We start from the raw sequence: 14,479 nt of genomic DNA, 5'->3' as shown, positions 1-14,479 counted from the left end.
GGCCCGGTGCGCTAGTCGCGCGTGACCCGGATCACCTCGTCGGCCGAGGTGACACCGGACTCGACCCAGCGGCCGCCGTCCTCGCGCATCGAGCGCATGCCGTCGGCCTCGGCCGCCTCGCGCAGCGTGGCCTCGGAGGCGCCCTGGTGAATCAGCGCGCGGATCCGGTCGTCGACGACGAAGAGCTCGTGGATGCCGGTGCGGCCCTGGTAGCCGGTGCGGTTGCAGGCCACGCAGCCCACCGCGCGCCAGCCCCCGGCGACCGGATCGGGCTCGCGGCACTCGGGACACAGCTTGCGCACCAGGCGCTGCGCCACCACGCCGATCAGCGAGGACGACAGCAGGAAGGGCTCGATGCCCATGTCGATCAGGCGGGTCACCGCGGACACCGAATCGTTGGTGTGCAGGGTGGCGAGCACCAGGTGACCGGTGAGCGAGGCCTGGACCGCGATCTGCGCGGTCTCCAGGTCGCGGATCTCGCCGATCATGACCACGTCCGGGTCCTGACGCAGGATCGAACGCAGCGCCTTGGCGAAGGTCATGTCGATCCGGGCGTTCACCTGGGTCTGGCCGATGCCGGGCAGGTCGTACTCGATCGGGTCCTCGACGGTCAGGATGTTGGTCGTGGTCGTGTCGAGCCGGCCGAGGGCCGCGTAGAGCGTGGTGGTCTTGCCCGAGCCGGTCGGTCCGGTCACCAGCAGGATGCCGTGCGGCTGGCGGGTCAGGCGATCGAAGGTCGCCAGCGTGTCGGGCGCCATGCCCAGCCGGGCGAGGTCGAGCCTGCCGGCTTCCTTGTCGAGCAGGCGCAGCACGGCACGCTCGCCGTGGCCGGTGGGCAGCGTGGACACCCGCACGTCCATCGGCCGGCCGCCGATGCGCAGGGTGATCCGGCCGTCCTGGGGCAGGCGCTTCTCGGCGATGTCGAGCTGCGCCATGATCTTGATCCGCGAGATCAGCGCGGCGTGCAGCTCGCGCTTGGGACGCACCACGTCGCGCAACGTGCCGTCGACCCGGAAGCGCACCAGCGAATGCGTCTCGAAGGGCTCGATGTGGATGTCCGAGGCGCCGTCGCGCGCGGCCTGGGTGAGCAGCACGTTGATCATCCGGATGATCGGCGCGTCGTCCTCGGTCTCGAGCAGGTCCTCGATCTTGGGCAGGTCCTGCATCAGCCGCGAGAGGTCCATGTCGCTCTCGAGCTCGTCGACCACCGCGGCCGCCGAACCGCCCTGGTTCTGCGAGTAGGCGCGAGAGATGGCGGCGCCGAGCTCCTCGTCGGTCTTGCGCACCGCGACCAGCCGCATCGGCACCAGCCGTGCCAGCTCGGCCAGCGCGTGGCGCGGGGTGCGATCGCCGATCCAGACCTCGATGGTGTCGCCCACCATGCCGGCCACCAGCAACTGGTGTGCGCGCGCGAATCCGTAGGGCACGTAGCGCGAGGGCGAGATCGTGGACATGGGGGGCGCTGCGCCAGGCGTCAGTCGGTCGCGGGCAGCGGCGCCTCGGTGCCTGCGGGCGCAGGCGGCTGCGAGGCCCCCGCGCCCGCCTCCGGGGGCACGATCGGGGTGACGCGGCCATTGAGCGGCACCACCACCTCGTTGGTGCCGCGCGGCGGATTGATCGTGGTGGGCACCGAGCGCTGGATCGGCGCCGGCTCGCGCTGCACCGCCTCGTCGATCTCGGGGGCCAGGCTGGCCGGCGCCGGCGCGATGCCCGGCGGCGGCCGGCGCGACGGCGGCTGCGGCATCGGCGGCAGCTCCGAGGGCTTGAAGTCGGGCAGCAGCCAGTGCTCGGGCAGGCCCGAGTCGCCGCGCAGCAGGCGCATGTACTCGTAGCGGTCGGCGGTCACGCCGTAGGCGGCCTCGCCGTCACGCACCACCACCGGGCGCAGGAAGACCAGCAGATTGGTCTTCACCCGCCGGCGATTGTCGTAGCGGAAGAGCTGGCCCACCACCGGGACGTCGCCGAGCCCGGGCACCTTGTCCTCGCCGCCCTCGACCCGCTCCTCGATCAGGCCGCCCAGGACCACGATCTGGCCGTCGTCGACCAGCACGTTGGACTCGATCGCCCGGCGGTTCGTGATGATGCCTGCAGCCAGCGTGACGCTCTGCACGCTGGAGACCTCCTGGAAGATCTGCAGGCGCACGGTGCCCGACTCGGAAACCTGGGGCTTGACGCGCAGCGTGGTGCCGACGTCGCGCCGCTCGATCGTCTGGAAGGGGTTCACCGAGGCGCCGCCGGTGCCGGTGGCGGTGAACTGGCCGGTGACGAAGGGCACGTTCTGGCCGATGATGATCCGCGCCTCTTCGTTGTCCAGCGTCAGCAGGTTCGGCGTGGCCAGGATGTTGGCGTTGGCGTTGGTCTCCAGCGCGCGCGCCAGGAAGCCCAGGTTCAGCACGGTGCCGATGCCGGGAATCGTGGTGGTGCCGCGCACCACGCCCACGTTCAGGCCGGTGCCGACCGATCCGATGTTGGCGGTGGCGTCGAGGATGTTGCCGCCGGTGCCGCGCGTGGGCAGGTTGGTGCCGCCGATCACGCGGGTGGTGCCCTCGGGCGCGCTCAGGAACTGCCACTGGATGCCGAGCTCGGCCGCGCGCTCGGCGCTGATCTCGACGATCAGCGACTCGATGAAGACCTGGGCGCGGCGGGTGTCGAGCTTGTCGATGACCGAGCGCAGGTTGCGGTAGACCGGCTCGGGCGCGGTGATGATCAGCGAGTTGGTGGTCGGGTCCGCGGCGATGGTCGCTCCGCCCGCCTGCACCGTGACCGGCTGCGTGGTGGATTGCTGCAGCGGCGTGGTCGCGGCGGCGCCCTGCCCCGCGGCGCCGGCCTGCGCGCCGGCGATCGAACCGGCAGGATTGGCGCCGCTCGCGCCGAGCAGGCCCGATGCGCCATCGGCGCCGAAGCCCGGGGCGCCGGTGCTGCCCTGCCTGCCCGAGCCGCCCGCCAGCACCCCCTGCAGCGTCTGCGCGAGCTTGACCGCCTCGGCGTTGCGCAGGAACACGACGTGGATGTTGCCAGGCTGCGCGCTCGGCTGGTCGAGGCGTGCGATCAGCGAGCGCGCCAGCGTCATCTTGGCCGCGCTGCCGGTGCGGATCAGCACCGCGTTGATCCGCGGGTCGGCCATCACCATGACGCGCTGGCCGGCATCGACCTGGGCGCCGGCACTGGCTCGCGCGCTGTCGTCGAGCATCCGGGACACGGCCACCGCGATGTCGGCCGCCACCGCGTGCTCGATCGGCACCACTTCGACCCCGCTGGTCGACGGGCTGTCGAGGGTGGCGACGATCCGGGCGATGCGCTGCAGGTTGGCCGCGTAGTCGGTGACGACCAGCGAGTTGTTGTTCGGATAGGCGACGATGGTGTTGTTCGGCGAGATCAGCGGCCGCAGCACCGGCACCAGGTTGGAGGCCGACTCGTGGGTCAGCCTGAAGATCTGCGTGACGATCTGGTCGCCGCTCGCGCCGGGCGTGCGTCCGGCGGTGACCGGGCTGGACTGCAGCTTGGCGTCGGCCTCCGGCACGACCTTGGTGAGGCCGCCCGCCTCGACCACCGCGAAGCCCTGCGAGCGCAGCTGCGATTGCAGCAGCCGATAGGCCTGGTCGCGGCTGACCGGGCGCGGCGTTTCGAGGGTCATCTTGCCGCGCACGCGCGGGTCGATGATGAAGGTGCGGTCGAGCAGGTGCCCGAAGGCGCCGACCACCGAGTCGATGTCGGCATCCTTGAAGTTGAGCGTGACGGCATCGCTGCCGGCGGAGTCCGCCGCCGCCGGCGTGGCGGCCGTCGGGCTGGCGGGCCGTTCCTTGCCTTGCCGCGAGGGCTGCGCGAACACAGGCTGCGCAGCGGCCGCCAGCAGCAACAAGGCGCCGCACGCCGCGGCAGCGGCGTTTCGCATCGAGGCGAGCCGGCGCCCGCAAGCCTGGTACAAGGTCATGCCCCTATTCTAATGATGGTGCGCCCGCCTTCGCGCCTTCCGACCAGACCCAGGAAGGACTGTAGCCTTTCCGCCTCGTTCGGCTCCGCGCTGGCGTCGGCCTCGAAGCGCAGGCCCGCGCGCGCGTCCCAGGTGCCCTTGCCGGTCAGCTTGAGCGGCCCGGACAGTGTCTGCAATCCGACGTCGGCCCGCGAGCCCTGGCCGTCGATCTCCACCCGGTAGCTGCCGAGCGGTCGGACCGGCGTCATCGCCGAGGCCGCCTCGCGCAGTTCGACGGTCGCGCGCCCGTGCATCTGGCCGCCGCGAATCGTGAGCGGCTCCCAGCGCACCGCAAGCGCGCCGGAGGGGCGAATGCTGTTCCAGGGCGAACCCAGCCGGCTCAATTCGACCGAGGGCAGCGACAGGGCGCCCGGCCCGACCCGCATCTCGGCGAAGCTGCCCTGCAGGCGCACCGGCTGCGGCATGCCGTCGACCGAGATCGCCGCGTCGACCAGACCGGCGAACAAGGGCCAGGGCCGCACGGCCCAGCCCACGCGGCCCGGGATCGCCACGCCGGGCGTGGACAGCCGCTGCGCGTCCTCGCCGCCCAGGTCGGCGAAGACCAGCCGCCCGCTGCCTTGCCAGACCGTCCCCTCGGCCTCGGCGAGGCGCACCCGGCCCAGGGTGGCCCGGTCGAGGGCGAGGTCGACGAAGCGGGCCGGCGCGGTCGCGACCGCGACCACCGCCGCGACGACCAGGCCGGCGAGCCCGAAGAGGATCCATCGCAGCATCGCTCAGCGCCCCTCGCGACGGGGAAGCTCCAGCGAGGCGCGCGCGGTCACCATGCCGGGCGAGGCTTCGCGCGTGACCGACACGTCGACGATCCGCAGGCGGGTGTCGCGCACCGCGACGTCGATCCAGGCCAGCCAGGCGGCGTGCTGCACGCCCCGGAAACGCACGTCGAACAGGTTCCCGGTCTGCTGCAGCTGGGCCAGCGCTGGCCGCAGGCCGGCGCCGTCGATGGACTGTTCCAGCCGGGCCCGGACCGCCTGGGGCGTGTCGGCGCCCGCCTGGGCCGTACCGAGCTGGCGCGCCTCGTCGGCCAGCTGGTCGATGCGGGCGAGCTGCGAGCGCAGCGCCGGCAACTCGCGCTGCAGTCGCTCGCGGCCCTGCCAGGCCGGCTCGATCAGCAACAGGTAGACGATCGCCGCGATCACCACCAGGGCTGCCGCGAGCACCAGGCGTCGCTCGCGCAGGGCCATTGCCTGCCAGCGTTGCATCAGCGTGTCCAGCATCGCGCGCGATCCTCAGCGAAGCAGCGCGACCGTGGCGGTCGGCTCGCGCTCGGCATCGAAGCGCAGTTGCAGGCCGAGGCGCTGGCAGGCCTGGATCAGGGTGTCGCGCACCGCGCGGGATTCGAACTGCCCGGGCTGGAAGCGCACGCGCAGGCGGCCGTCGCGATAGTCGACGCCGGAGAGCGCGTCGTTGGCCTGGCTGCCCAGCGCCTGCGAGAATCGCGCGAGCAGCGGCACGAAGTCCTCGGGTCCGCTCTGGCCGGCCCGGGTGCGCATGCCGGCCACCTGTCGCTCCATCTGCAGCACCGGATCGACGACGACCTGCGCATCCGGGAAGGTCTGCCGATAGCGCCGCTCGATCGCGCTGCGCAGCTCGTCGCGCTCCTGGGTCAGCATGGCCCAGTGCAGGTTCAGTCCCGACAGGGCGATCGCCACGGTCGCGGCGGCCAGCGCGCCCGGCAGCCGCCAGGCCCGCCAGTCGATCTCGGCGACCCAGCGGCCCGCCTTGCTGCCCCGTCGCCCGCTCAGCAGGTCGACCGGCGCCGCGATCGGAAGCGGCAGCGACCGGATCTCGGCCGAGAAGCCCGCCTTGGCGGCGGCGATCATCACCGAAGGTTGCCAGGCGGGCCCCTCGATGTAGACCGGCAGGTTGCGCGGCGCGCCGCCGGACACTTCCGGCAGCTCGCGTTCGGCGAAGGACGGCTCGCCGCCGGCCTCGCCGGTCCAGGCGGCCTGCAGCAGCGACACGATCGCCTCGGCCCTGGCCTGCTGGCTGTCGCCGGCGTTCCAGCCGATGCCCTCGCTGGGCGCCAGCCGCAGGGCGAGGCCCTCGTTCAGGCAGGCCAGCGCGGCGCCCGAGGCGCCCACCGGCAGGGCGAGCTGGGCCGGCCAGGCCGCGGTGACCTTGGTGCCCTTGCGCTCGAAGGCGCCGACCACCAGCTCGAGCCAGCCGCGATCGATGACCGCGACCAGCCGCTCGCCCTCGCCCGTCTTCGGACCCACCGCGAGCGCGCACTGCTGGGCATCCTGCAGCAACAGGTCCTCGACGATGTTGGGCAGGGCCTGGCGAAGCCGCACGCCCGAGAGCGGCGGCACCTTGGCGCGCAGCAGCGTGACGTCGCGCGCATCGAAGACCAGGGTGACCGACTTGAGGGGCGGCAGCGCGTCCAGGCTGATCCGCGCGTAGCGCGCCGCACTGCCCGTGCCCTGCACGGTGACCATCGTGTGGCCCGGGCCGCTGACCAGCTTCTCGGTGGCCGCGATCGGCAGCATCGCGAGCAGCGAAGGCTCGGTCGCGAACGCCCGCTCCCCGCTCGCGCGCGGCGGGACCCAGACGATCGCCTGACCTCTTCTCAGAACCTGTGCTGCCATACCCGTTCCACGCGCACGCTCCCGCGATACAACAGGGACTCGCTCTGCGCCTCGACCCGGCCGAAGCGTACCATCCCGCTGACGATGAAGAAGTCCGATCCGACGGACAGCAGGTTCGGCGCCAGGACCGGCGAACCGCCGAACATCGAGCGGGCCACGTCCAGGCTGGCGAAGAAGGTCCGCTGCCTGACGCCTTCCACGAACTGACGAGCGGCCTGCAGGTCGATGTCGGCGATGACCGCGGCCAGCACCTCGGCCGGGGCAGTGTTCACATTGACCTTGGTGTTCTCGGTGTTGACCACTGCCCGCGCGAGCCGGACAGACTTCGGCAGGATGGTCACGAACGGCGCAAGCGCCTGGACCGTGGCTTCATCGAAGCCGGGCACCGAGCGCAGGTCCGACACCTTCAGCAGGGGCAGCGCGCTCGCCGGCAGCCGCCTGCCCTCCACCACCGGCGGATAGGCCTGCATGATGCGCTGCTGCAGCAGCGTGGCCAGGCTCTCCGGCCGCCCCAGCAGGCCCAGCAGCCGCTCGAGGGCCTGGCGGTGCGGCGCCGAGGGCTGGCCGGCGATCACCAGGTTGTTCAGGTTCAGGCGCGACTGCGCGTCGAACATCTGGCCCGCGATCATCGCGTTGCGCTCGGCATCGGACACCCGCGCGCCGCCCATCACGGTCTCGTCGAGCCGGGTCTCGGCCACCGGCAGCGCCCAGATCTCGCCCAGGTGGTCGACCGCGCCAGTGCTGTTGCGATCCACCCGCAGCACGACCTCGGCCCAGTCCAGCACCGCGCTCTCGATCCAGCGTACCTGCGCGAGCGACAGGCGGTTCTCGACCGATCGCACGGTGACCATCTCGCGCCAGAACAGGCTGCTCACGATCAGCGTGGCGAGCGTGACGACCAGCAGCACGCTGATGATCGCCACGCCGTGCTGGGCGGCTTGGGCGACGGCCACGCCGCGCCGAGCGGCACGCGGTCGGGCACGCATCAGTCGGCCACCGCGAATACGCGCACGATGCGCTCACCGCGACGCACCAGCACCATTTCCACGCCGGTCACGAGCACGCCGTTCGAGGCCGGCGTGGCGGCGCCCGCCTGCGGGGCCTGCCCCGGCGGCAGGGTCTGGCCCGGCTGTCCCGGCTGCGCCGGCTGGCCCATCTGCGCCGCGCGGGCGAGCTGCTCGGCCCGCGCCGCCTCGGCGGCCATCTCCGACGCCTGGCTCGCGGCCAGCACCCCGGCGGGCAGCCAGCCGCGGCCGTCCAGCCAGCCCCGCAGCTCGAGCGCCTCGATCCCGCGCACCACCGGCTGCCAGGTGAAGGGAATGTCCGGCACCGGGTTGGTGACGCCCGGGATGGGCACGGTCCAGGCGCTGAACCCTCGCTCGATCGTGCCGTCGCGCAGGCGCCAGACCACCCGCTGGATCTGCGTGGTGTCGTCGCCCGGCGCCTCGCGCAGAATGGTCAGCGAAGGCGGCTCCCGGTCGTTGCCCGTGCTGAAGCCCACCGGCGGCACCGACAGGCCGAGCAGCCGCACCGCCCAGGACCGCCGCAGGTCTTCTTCCATCTGCGACATGACCACGGTGAGGGCCCGCAGCTCGTCGGAGCGCTCGACGATGCTGTCGCGCCCGGCGATCACCGAGCCCATGCCTCGCCAGCTGAGCAGCGCCAGCACCGCCAGCAGCGCGACCGCAACCAGCAGCTCGAGTAGGGTGAAGCCGCGGCTCCGGCGAAACCTCATGCCGCTACCTCGTCGAGAAGCCGACCAGTCGCGACAGGCGATGGTCGGAGCCGCGCGCGTAGACGCCGACCTCGACCCGCCGGAACTGCGGGTTCGGCGTCTGGAAGACCTGCTCGACGCAGACCAGCTCGACGCCGGCCTGGCTGCAGTCGAACTCGCGGCGGCCCAGGGCCGGCCACTCCGCGGCGATCCGGATCTGCGACAGGCGGTTCTCGGCGCTCCACTGGGCCAGCGAGCGCGACCGCAGCTCCGCGCTGTTGACCGCCAGGGAGCCGGTCGCGCGCATCGCGGTCATCAGCGCGATCGCGGCGATGGTCATCGCCACCAGCACCTCGACCAGCGTGAAGCCGCGCGACTTCGCCCTCATCTGCACCTCAGCTGCCTCTCACTTGCCGGTCTCCTGGCGCAGCTCGAAGACGCCGAGCCCGTTCGACAGGATCGACACCCGGTCCCCCTCCCGCTCCAGGTGCAGCGCGAAGGGCGTGTCGACCTGGTCGCGGCCGAATTCCACGACCTTGCGGGTGTCGGGCCGCTCGACCGAGACGCGGGTCGGCCGCTCCCACAGACGCTCGCGCAGGTCGCGGTCGTCGAGGATGGGCTGCCAGCGCCGGTCGCGCCAGATCGCGAAGCGGTAACGCTCCTCGTCGGCCTCCAGGCGAATCGGGGCCCCGCGCACCAGCGCTTCTTCGCGGGCCAGCGACAGGAGCTGCGCCAGGCGGTCGGCCTCGAAGCGCAGGCCGCGGTCGAAGCCGCCGATCGAAAGCGTGGCCACCCCGATCAGCACGCCGGCGATGACGATCGCGACGAGCAGCTCGAGGAGAGTGAATCCGCGCTGGCTGCTACCCACGCATGCTCAGCGGTTCAGCGCCCAGTTCCCGATATCGGCGTCGACGCCCTCGCCGCCGGGCTGGCCGTCGGCGCCCAGGCTGAAGACATCGATCTCGCCCTTCACGCCGGGATTCAGGTATTGATAAGGGCGGCCCCAGGGATCGACCGGCGCCTGCTTCAGGTAGGCCTTCCAGTTGGGCGGGACCGGCTCGGTCGCCGGGCGCTGGGCGAGCGCGAGCAGGCCCTGCTCGGTGGTGGGGTAGCGCTGGTTGTCGAGGCGGTAGAGATCCAGCGCCTGCAGCAGCTGGGCGATCTCGGTCTGGGCCGCCTTCACGCGGGCCTCGTCGGGCTTGCTCATGATCCGCGGCACGGCGATGGCCGCCAGCACGCCGAGGATCACGATGACGACCATGATCTCGATGAGGGTGAAGCCGCTCGCGCGGCGTGACCGGCTCGGGCCCTGCGCCCAGGCTGCCGGATTGGCCGGAATGCTGCTGTCGGCCGATGGACGGTGCATCGTCACTCCTGAATGTCCGTAGGTGAACCGGGCTATGATAGCAGCGGGTTTTTACGAAACGGCACGGGTCGCACATGCGCTTGAAATCGCCGGCGGCAACGGGCCGCTGGGCGCCTCACCTGGCCGCCACCGTGCTGTTCGCGGCGCTGTGCGGCATCGCCACCTATTGGGGGCTGCAGCTCTTCGCGCCGCGCATGGCGATCGCGCCGGCCGGTTCCCTCGTCGACTGGCAGAAGGCACCCGACCTTGCCGCGGCGTCGCGCCTGTTCGGCATGCCGCCTTCGGCGGTGCAATCCCGGCGCGCGGCAGCCGCGGCCTCCAACATCAAGGTGATCGGCGTCGCGGCCTCTTCGCAGCGGGGCAGCGCGATCCTGTCCATCGACGGCAAGCCGCCCAAGGCCTTCATGGTGGGCGACAAGATCGACGAGCACGCCATGCTGGTCGAAGTGCGCCCCGACGCAGTCATCGTCGAGCAGGCCGGCGGCCGGGTGGAATTGCCCACGCCCGAGCGGCCCGACCCGGCCCTGCTCAGCGCCGGTCCGGCAGCCGCCGGCGCGGCGAGCGTCGCGGCGCCCGCGTCGGTCGCGCCTGCCCTGCCCCGCCTGCCGCCTGTCGCACCGCGGCCGGTTCCGCCTGCCGCAGCGCCCGCGTTGCCGCCGGCCGCGCCGCCGCTGCCGGCTCCGTCCGCGGGTACCGAACCCCCGCCGGCGCAGCCGCCCGCCGAGTTGCAGCAGCCTGCCGACGGCAATCCTGTCGGACAATCCAACGGTGCCGAAAGTCCCACCGGCGCGCAGGACCCCACGCAGCCGGCATCCGTCGGCGTGCGACAGTAGCCGCCTCCCGCAACCACCCGACGCAGTGACCCTCTTCAGCATCCCGACCCGCAGCGCCCGCGAACCGGAGCGACCCGCCAAGTCCTTCCGACAGGCCCAGTTCGAGCGCCGCGAGCAGGCCATCCTCGACGCCACCAACCGCCTGCTGGCGGAGAAGGGCTACGAGCCCATGGCCATGGACGACATCGCCGCCGAGGTCGGCATCGCCAAGGGCAGCCTCTACAAGCACTTCGCCTCCAAGGAAGCGCTGGCGGCGGCGGTGATGATCCGGCTGCTGCGCCGCACGCGCGAGGCGCTCGACGCGCTGCCCGCCGAGGCGCCGGCCGCCGATCGGCTGCGCGCCATGCTCGAGTGGACGCTGCGCGAGCGGCTGGACGGCGGCGTGCCCCACCTGCCCTCCACCAGCGCCACGCTGCGCGACGCGCTGCTGGCCAACCGCGAGTACGTCGACGAGCTGATGGCGCTGTCCGAGATGCTCGGCGACCTGGTGCGCCAGGCGCGATCCGACGGCGCGCTGTCCGGCGACTTCGCCGACGAGTTCGTCCTTTACCACTTCTACGCCCGCGCCTGCGACCCCACGCTGGACTTCCTGAAGGCCGGCGGCGCGCTGACCGACGACCAGATCGTCGCGCAGATGGTCCGCGCCGCCTTCGACGGCATCACCCGATGAGACAGTACCTCGACCTGATGCGCCACGCGCTCGAGCGCGGCGCCGAGAAACCCGATCGCACCGGCACCGGCACCCGCTCGGTCTTCGGCTGGCAGATGCGCTTCGACCTCACGGAAGGCTTCCCGCTGGTCACCACCAAGAAGCTGCACCTTCGCTCGATCGTCAATGAGCTGATCTGGTTCCTGAAAGGCGAGACCAACACCCGCTGGCTGCGCGAGAACGGCGTGAGCATCTGGGACGAATGGGCCGACGAGAACGGCGAGCTCGGCCCGATCTACGGCTACCAGTGGCGCCACTGGCGCACGCCCGAAGGCGGCGAGATCGACCAGATCGCCGACGTGATCGAGCGCATCCGCAAGGACCCGGACTCGCGCCGCCTGATCGTGTCGGCCTGGAACGTGGCCGACCTGCCGAAGATGGCGCTCGCGCCCTGCCACGCCTTCTTCCAGTTCTACGTGGCCGGCGGCCGCCTGTCCTGCCAGATGTACCAGCGCAGCGCCGACATCTTCCTGGGCGTGCCCTTCAACATCGCGTCGTACGCGCTGCTCACGCACATGGTGGCGCAGCAGTGCGAACTCGAGGTCGGCGACTTCGTCTGGACCGGCGGCGACTGCCATCTGTACTCGAACCACCTGGAGCAGGCGCGCGAGCAGCTCTCGCGCGAGCCCTACCCGCTGCCCAGGCTCGAGATCCTGCGCAAGCCCGACTCGATCTTCGACTACCGCTTCGAGGACTTCGCGGTGCACGGCTACCAGGCGCATCCGCACATCAAGGCGCCGGTGGCGGTCTGATGCGGGTCACGATCGTCGTCGCGCGGGCCCGCAACGGGGTCATCGGCCGCGACAACACGCTGCCCTGGCACCTGCCCGAGGACCTGAAGCACTTCAAGGCCACCACCACCGGCCATGCGATCGTCATGGGCCGGCGCACCTTCGAGTCGATCGGCCGCGCACTGCCGGGCCGGCGAACGATCGTGGTCACCCGCGATCCCCACTGGACGCATCCCGGCTGCGAACGCGCCGGCTCGCTGGCCGAGGCGATCGCGCTGGCCGCCACGCCGGGTCCCGATCCCGCGATCGCCATCGACGAGGTCTTCGTGGTGGGCGGCGCGCAGCTCTATGCCGAGGCCCGCGTGATCGCCGACCGCGCGATCGTCACCGAGATCGACCTCGACCCCGAGGGCGACGCACGCTTCGAGCCGCTCGGCCCGCCCGAGTGGAGGCTGAAGTCCAGCCAGACCCACCGGTCGGCCGGCGGGCTCGGCTACCGGATCGAGGACTGGGAGCGCGCCGCAGGCTGAGTGCCCGCCAGCCGTTCGAGCTCGGGACGCGCGAGACCCTTGAACTCCGCGATGCGCGCGGCCAGCCAGCCCAGCGCGAACCACGCCGCCGGAGCGTCGGCCACCATCGCCCGGTAACGCTCGCGCGCTACGACCAGGTCGTTCAGCTCGCCCATCCGGTCCTGCACCACTGCAAGGCGCTTCAGATAGCGCCCGAGCGCGCCGGCCTTCAATACCGGCGCGAAGAACTCGGCGGCATAGCGCTGGCGCTTGATCCGCTTGCGCAGCGCGTGCAGGGCAGTGTCGTCGAGCGAATCGAAGGCCTTGGCAGCGTCGGCGATCGCGCGGTGCCAGCGGCGCAGGCGGCGTTCGGCCTGGAGCGGGAACGGCTTGCTGTCCGCTGTGGCGGCGTTCGGAGCCGCATCGCAGGGAAGCGCTTCCTCGACCAACCCCACGCGCCAGCTCAACCAGGCGAGCATGATCTGCTGCACCGCGGCCGAGGCGACCGCCTCGCGTGGGTCGGGCGCCGGCTTGGCGACGACCCCGGCCTCGAGTGGCGGCGCACCGGCCTGCGCCAGCGCAGCCGCCACGCCGGCACCGAGCACGTCGGCGTCGCGCGACAGCCCCAGGGTGTCGAAGAGCGCGCGCAGGCCGTCGACGAGGGGCGGCGGCGGCGCGGACACCCAGCCGCGAAAACTGCGCAGCCCCGAACGCAGACGCCGGATGCCGACCCGCATCTGGTGAACGTGCTCGACGCGCAGTTCCGGATCGCCGTCGACCAGGCCGATCGCATTGCGTCCGATCTGGTCCAGGCATTCGTCGAGCACCGCGCAGAAGGCGTCCAGCACCGACGCGTCGCGGGGATAGGCAGGCGATCGCCCCTTGCGGACTGCCGGAAACCGCAGGCCATCGGCAAGACGGTCGCCGCGCTCGGCCTTCGTGCGCGGGTCGAAGATCAGGCCGAAGCGCTTTCGCCAGCGCTCGGCGAGCGCGAGCATCGCCAGCGGCGAGCCGGACACCAGCTCGAACTCGATCTCGCAGAGCCGCAACGGGGCTTCGGGAGGACCACCCGCGGCGGCCTCCGGACCCGGCCTGGGACCCGCGAGGATCCGGCCTTCGTCGAAGGCGACCTCCACGACCGCCCCGCGGGTCCGCACCCTGCGCAGGGTGCGACGCACCTCGGTGCGATACCGCACACCGGCGAACTCGCCGGTCGCCTCCGCCTTGCGCAGGATCTTCAGCAAGCGGTCGCCCACCGACGTGTCCGCGTGAAGTGAAGCATCCGGGCTCGCGTCCGGGCGCAGCACCTCGTGCTCGAAGCGCTCGAGCGCATTCGCCCCGGCCGCCTTCAGCGTCTGCACCCAGCGCCGGCCCTCGCGGCGCAGGCGCCAGGCGATGCCCTCGCTGGCCAGCCGCCGATCGGGCGTGTCGAGGTACATCGCGGCCAGCGTGCGCCGCTCCAGGCTCGCCGACGCGCTCGCCATCTCGGCGGCCAGCGCCTTGCGCGACGAGGGGGGAACGAGGAACTTGAGTTCGATTTCGCGATCGGTGGACATCTCGGCTCCAGAGCGTCCGAGGATAGCCTTTCGCGAACCGCGCTTGGTTACAGCTGACCGATGCGCTGGGTCCGGCGCCTTCCGAAGCGGCGTCCACTCCTCCCGACTCTCGTCGGGCCAGGTAGGTCGACTTCGGTAGAATGGCGACCTGCGCCTGCCACAACGCCTCCGTAGCTCAGTGGATAGAGCATCCCCCTCCTAAGGGGAGGGTCGCACGTTCGATTCGTGCCGGGGGCGCCAGAATTTCAAGAGGTTTCCACGATAGCGCTTACTGACAGCGCGGCATTTCCGTGGCAACTCGGCCCTGCCGGCCAATCGACTCCCACCCTGCCCACCAGCGCCAGCCGAGCCACGCAAAGGCGGCGCCGACGCTGCGCTCACAACAACGCCCGGCGCGATCGCCTCGCCGCCCGTCCGGGGCTGCCGGCCATGCGTCGCCGTTTCGGCGCATGCGAGACATCCGACACACCATCGTTCAGGGGCAC

Annotated in this window: 15 protein-coding genes and 1 tRNA gene; 5 read left to right on the top strand and 11 right to left on the bottom strand. The window is 71.9% G+C overall.

The genetic code is table 11. From position 1 onward, the window contains the following. Window positions 1-11: 11 nt before the first annotated feature. Genes gspE through gspG form a run of 10 tightly spaced genes read right to left on the bottom strand, consistent with a single transcriptional unit; the run spans window position 12 to window position 9,656 of the window. Entirely contained in the window at window positions 12-1,454 is a 1,443-nt protein-coding gene (gene gspE, locus FHP08_RS16060; RefSeq protein ID WP_147705504.1) for a type II secretion system ATPase GspE, read from the bottom strand. Window positions 1,455-1,474: 20 nt separating this feature from the next. Continuing rightward, the gene (gspD, locus tag FHP08_RS16055) at window positions 1,475-3,931 is read right to left on the bottom strand and encodes a type II secretion system secretin GspD (protein WP_225879166.1); all 2,457 of its coding nucleotides are present in this window, start codon (window positions 3,929-3,931) and stop codon (window positions 1,475-1,477) included. Continuing rightward, the gene (gene gspN / locus FHP08_RS16050; RefSeq protein ID WP_147705503.1) at window positions 3,928-4,701 is read right to left on the bottom strand and encodes a type II secretion system protein N; all 774 of its coding nucleotides are present in this window, start codon (window positions 4,699-4,701) and stop codon (window positions 3,928-3,930) included. The genes gspD and gspN overlap by 4 nt, the downstream gene beginning before the upstream one ends. 3 nt (window positions 4,702-4,704) lie before the next feature. Continuing rightward, window positions 4,705-5,205 carry a type II secretion system protein GspM gene (gene gspM / locus FHP08_RS16045; RefSeq protein WP_147705502.1) on the bottom strand — a complete coding sequence of 167 codons (501 nt, stop codon included), beginning with the start codon at window positions 5,203-5,205 and terminating at the stop codon, window positions 4,705-4,707. Between the two features lie 12 nt (window positions 5,206-5,217). Beyond that, on the bottom strand, window positions 5,218-6,576 hold the full coding sequence (gspL, locus tag FHP08_RS16040) for a type II secretion system protein GspL (protein ID WP_147705501.1): 1,359 nt from the start codon (window positions 6,574-6,576) through the stop codon (window positions 5,218-5,220). Next, entirely contained in the window at window positions 6,558-7,562 is a 1,005-nt protein-coding gene (gene gspK / locus FHP08_RS16035) for a type II secretion system minor pseudopilin GspK (protein WP_147705500.1), read from the bottom strand. The genes gspL and gspK overlap by 19 nt, the downstream gene beginning before the upstream one ends. Continuing rightward, the gene (locus FHP08_RS16030; RefSeq protein ID WP_147705499.1) at window positions 7,562-8,311 is read right to left on the bottom strand and encodes a prepilin-type N-terminal cleavage/methylation domain-containing protein; all 750 of its coding nucleotides are present in this window, start codon (window positions 8,309-8,311) and stop codon (window positions 7,562-7,564) included. Before FHP08_RS16030 ends, gspK begins: the two co-directional genes overlap by 1 nt. A gap of 4 nt (window positions 8,312-8,315) precedes the next feature. Continuing rightward, window positions 8,316-8,678: a type II secretion system minor pseudopilin GspI gene (gene gspI / locus FHP08_RS16025; protein ID WP_147705498.1), complete on the bottom strand. Its 363-nt coding sequence runs from the start codon at window positions 8,676-8,678 to the stop codon at window positions 8,316-8,318. Window positions 8,679-8,696: 18 nt separating this feature from the next. After that, window positions 8,697-9,158 (bottom strand): GspH/FimT family pseudopilin, encoded by a 462-nt coding sequence (locus tag FHP08_RS16020; RefSeq protein ID WP_147705497.1) that lies wholly within the window; start codon window positions 9,156-9,158, stop codon window positions 8,697-8,699. A 6-nt stretch (window positions 9,159-9,164) separates the two neighbouring features. Beyond that, window positions 9,165-9,656, bottom strand: a complete 492-nt coding sequence (gene gspG, locus FHP08_RS16015) for a type II secretion system major pseudopilin GspG (protein ID WP_147705496.1) — start codon at window positions 9,654-9,656, stop codon at window positions 9,165-9,167. A gap of 74 nt (window positions 9,657-9,730) precedes the next feature. Here gspG and FHP08_RS16010 point away from each other — a divergent pair, with 74 nt between their 5' ends. Genes FHP08_RS16010 through FHP08_RS15995 form a run of 4 tightly spaced genes read left to right on the top strand, consistent with a single transcriptional unit; the run spans window position 9,731 to window position 12,459 of the window. Continuing rightward, complete coding sequence (locus FHP08_RS16010; protein ID WP_147705495.1) at window positions 9,731-10,489, top strand: type II secretion system protein N; 759 nt, start codon at window positions 9,731-9,733, stop codon at window positions 10,487-10,489. 25 nt (window positions 10,490-10,514) lie between these two features. Then, complete coding sequence (locus tag FHP08_RS18760; RefSeq protein ID WP_267285498.1) at window positions 10,515-11,159, top strand: TetR/AcrR family transcriptional regulator; 645 nt, start codon at window positions 10,515-10,517, stop codon at window positions 11,157-11,159. Then, window positions 11,156-11,950 carry a thymidylate synthase gene (gene thyA / locus FHP08_RS16000; RefSeq protein WP_147705494.1) on the top strand — a complete coding sequence of 265 codons (795 nt, stop codon included), beginning with the start codon at window positions 11,156-11,158 and terminating at the stop codon, window positions 11,948-11,950. Before FHP08_RS18760 ends, thyA begins: the two co-directional genes overlap by 4 nt. Then, complete coding sequence (locus FHP08_RS15995; protein ID WP_147705617.1) at window positions 11,947-12,459, top strand: dihydrofolate reductase; 513 nt, start codon at window positions 11,947-11,949, stop codon at window positions 12,457-12,459. Before thyA ends, FHP08_RS15995 begins: the two co-directional genes overlap by 4 nt. Here the strand turns inward: FHP08_RS15995 and FHP08_RS15990 are convergent. Continuing rightward, window positions 12,423-13,994: a CYTH and CHAD domain-containing protein gene (locus FHP08_RS15990; protein WP_147705493.1), complete on the bottom strand. Its 1,572-nt coding sequence runs from the start codon at window positions 13,992-13,994 to the stop codon at window positions 12,423-12,425. The two genes, FHP08_RS15995 and FHP08_RS15990, sit on opposite strands and share 37 nt — an antisense overlap. Window positions 13,995-14,158: 164 nt before the next feature. Here FHP08_RS15990 and FHP08_RS15985 point away from each other — a divergent pair. Then, a tRNA-Arg gene (locus FHP08_RS15985) sits at window positions 14,159-14,234 on the top strand. Window positions 14,235-14,479: the final 245 nt, after the last annotated feature.

The sequence above is a fragment of the Zeimonas arvi genome, assembly GCF_008039575.1.
In the GTDB taxonomy this organism is placed as follows: Bacteria; Pseudomonadota; Gammaproteobacteria; order Burkholderiales; family Burkholderiaceae_E; genus Zeimonas; species Zeimonas arvi.
The sequence above is the reverse complement of the archived record's forward strand: the minus strand, read 5'-3'. Positions and strand labels throughout refer to the sequence as shown.

Bases quoted from the DNA above. Each gene is read 5' to 3' on its own strand.
- gspE (WP_147705504.1), bottom strand. From the start codon at position 1,454: ATGTCCACGATCTCGCCCTCGCGCTACGTGCCCTACGGATTCGCGCGC.
- gspD (WP_225879166.1), bottom strand. From the start codon at position 3,931: ATGACCTTGTACCAGGCTTGCGGGCGCCGGCTCGCCTCGATGCGAAAC.
- gspN (WP_147705503.1), bottom strand. From the start codon at position 4,701: ATGCTGCGATGGATCCTCTTCGGGCTCGCCGGCCTGGTCGTCGCGGCG.
- gspM (WP_147705502.1), bottom strand. From the start codon at position 5,205: ATGCTGGACACGCTGATGCAACGCTGGCAGGCAATGGCCCTGCGCGAG.
- gspL (WP_147705501.1), bottom strand. From the start codon at position 6,576: ATGGCAGCACAGGTTCTGAGAAGAGGTCAGGCGATCGTCTGGGTCCCG.
- gspK (WP_147705500.1), bottom strand. From the start codon at position 7,562: ATGCGTGCCCGACCGCGTGCCGCTCGGCGCGGCGTGGCCGTCGCCCAA.
- FHP08_RS16030 (WP_147705499.1), bottom strand. From the start codon at position 8,311: ATGAGGTTTCGCCGGAGCCGCGGCTTCACCCTACTCGAGCTGCTGGTT.
- gspI (WP_147705498.1), bottom strand. From the start codon at position 8,678: ATGAGGGCGAAGTCGCGCGGCTTCACGCTGGTCGAGGTGCTGGTGGCG.
- gspG (WP_147705496.1), bottom strand. From the start codon at position 9,656: ATGCACCGTCCATCGGCCGACAGCAGCATTCCGGCCAATCCGGCAGCC.
- FHP08_RS16010 (WP_147705495.1), top strand. From the start codon at position 9,731: ATGCGCTTGAAATCGCCGGCGGCAACGGGCCGCTGGGCGCCTCACCTG.
- thyA (WP_147705494.1), top strand. From the start codon at position 11,156: ATGAGACAGTACCTCGACCTGATGCGCCACGCGCTCGAGCGCGGCGCC.
- FHP08_RS15990 (WP_147705493.1), bottom strand. From the start codon at position 13,994: ATGTCCACCGATCGCGAAATCGAACTCAAGTTCCTCGTTCCCCCCTCG.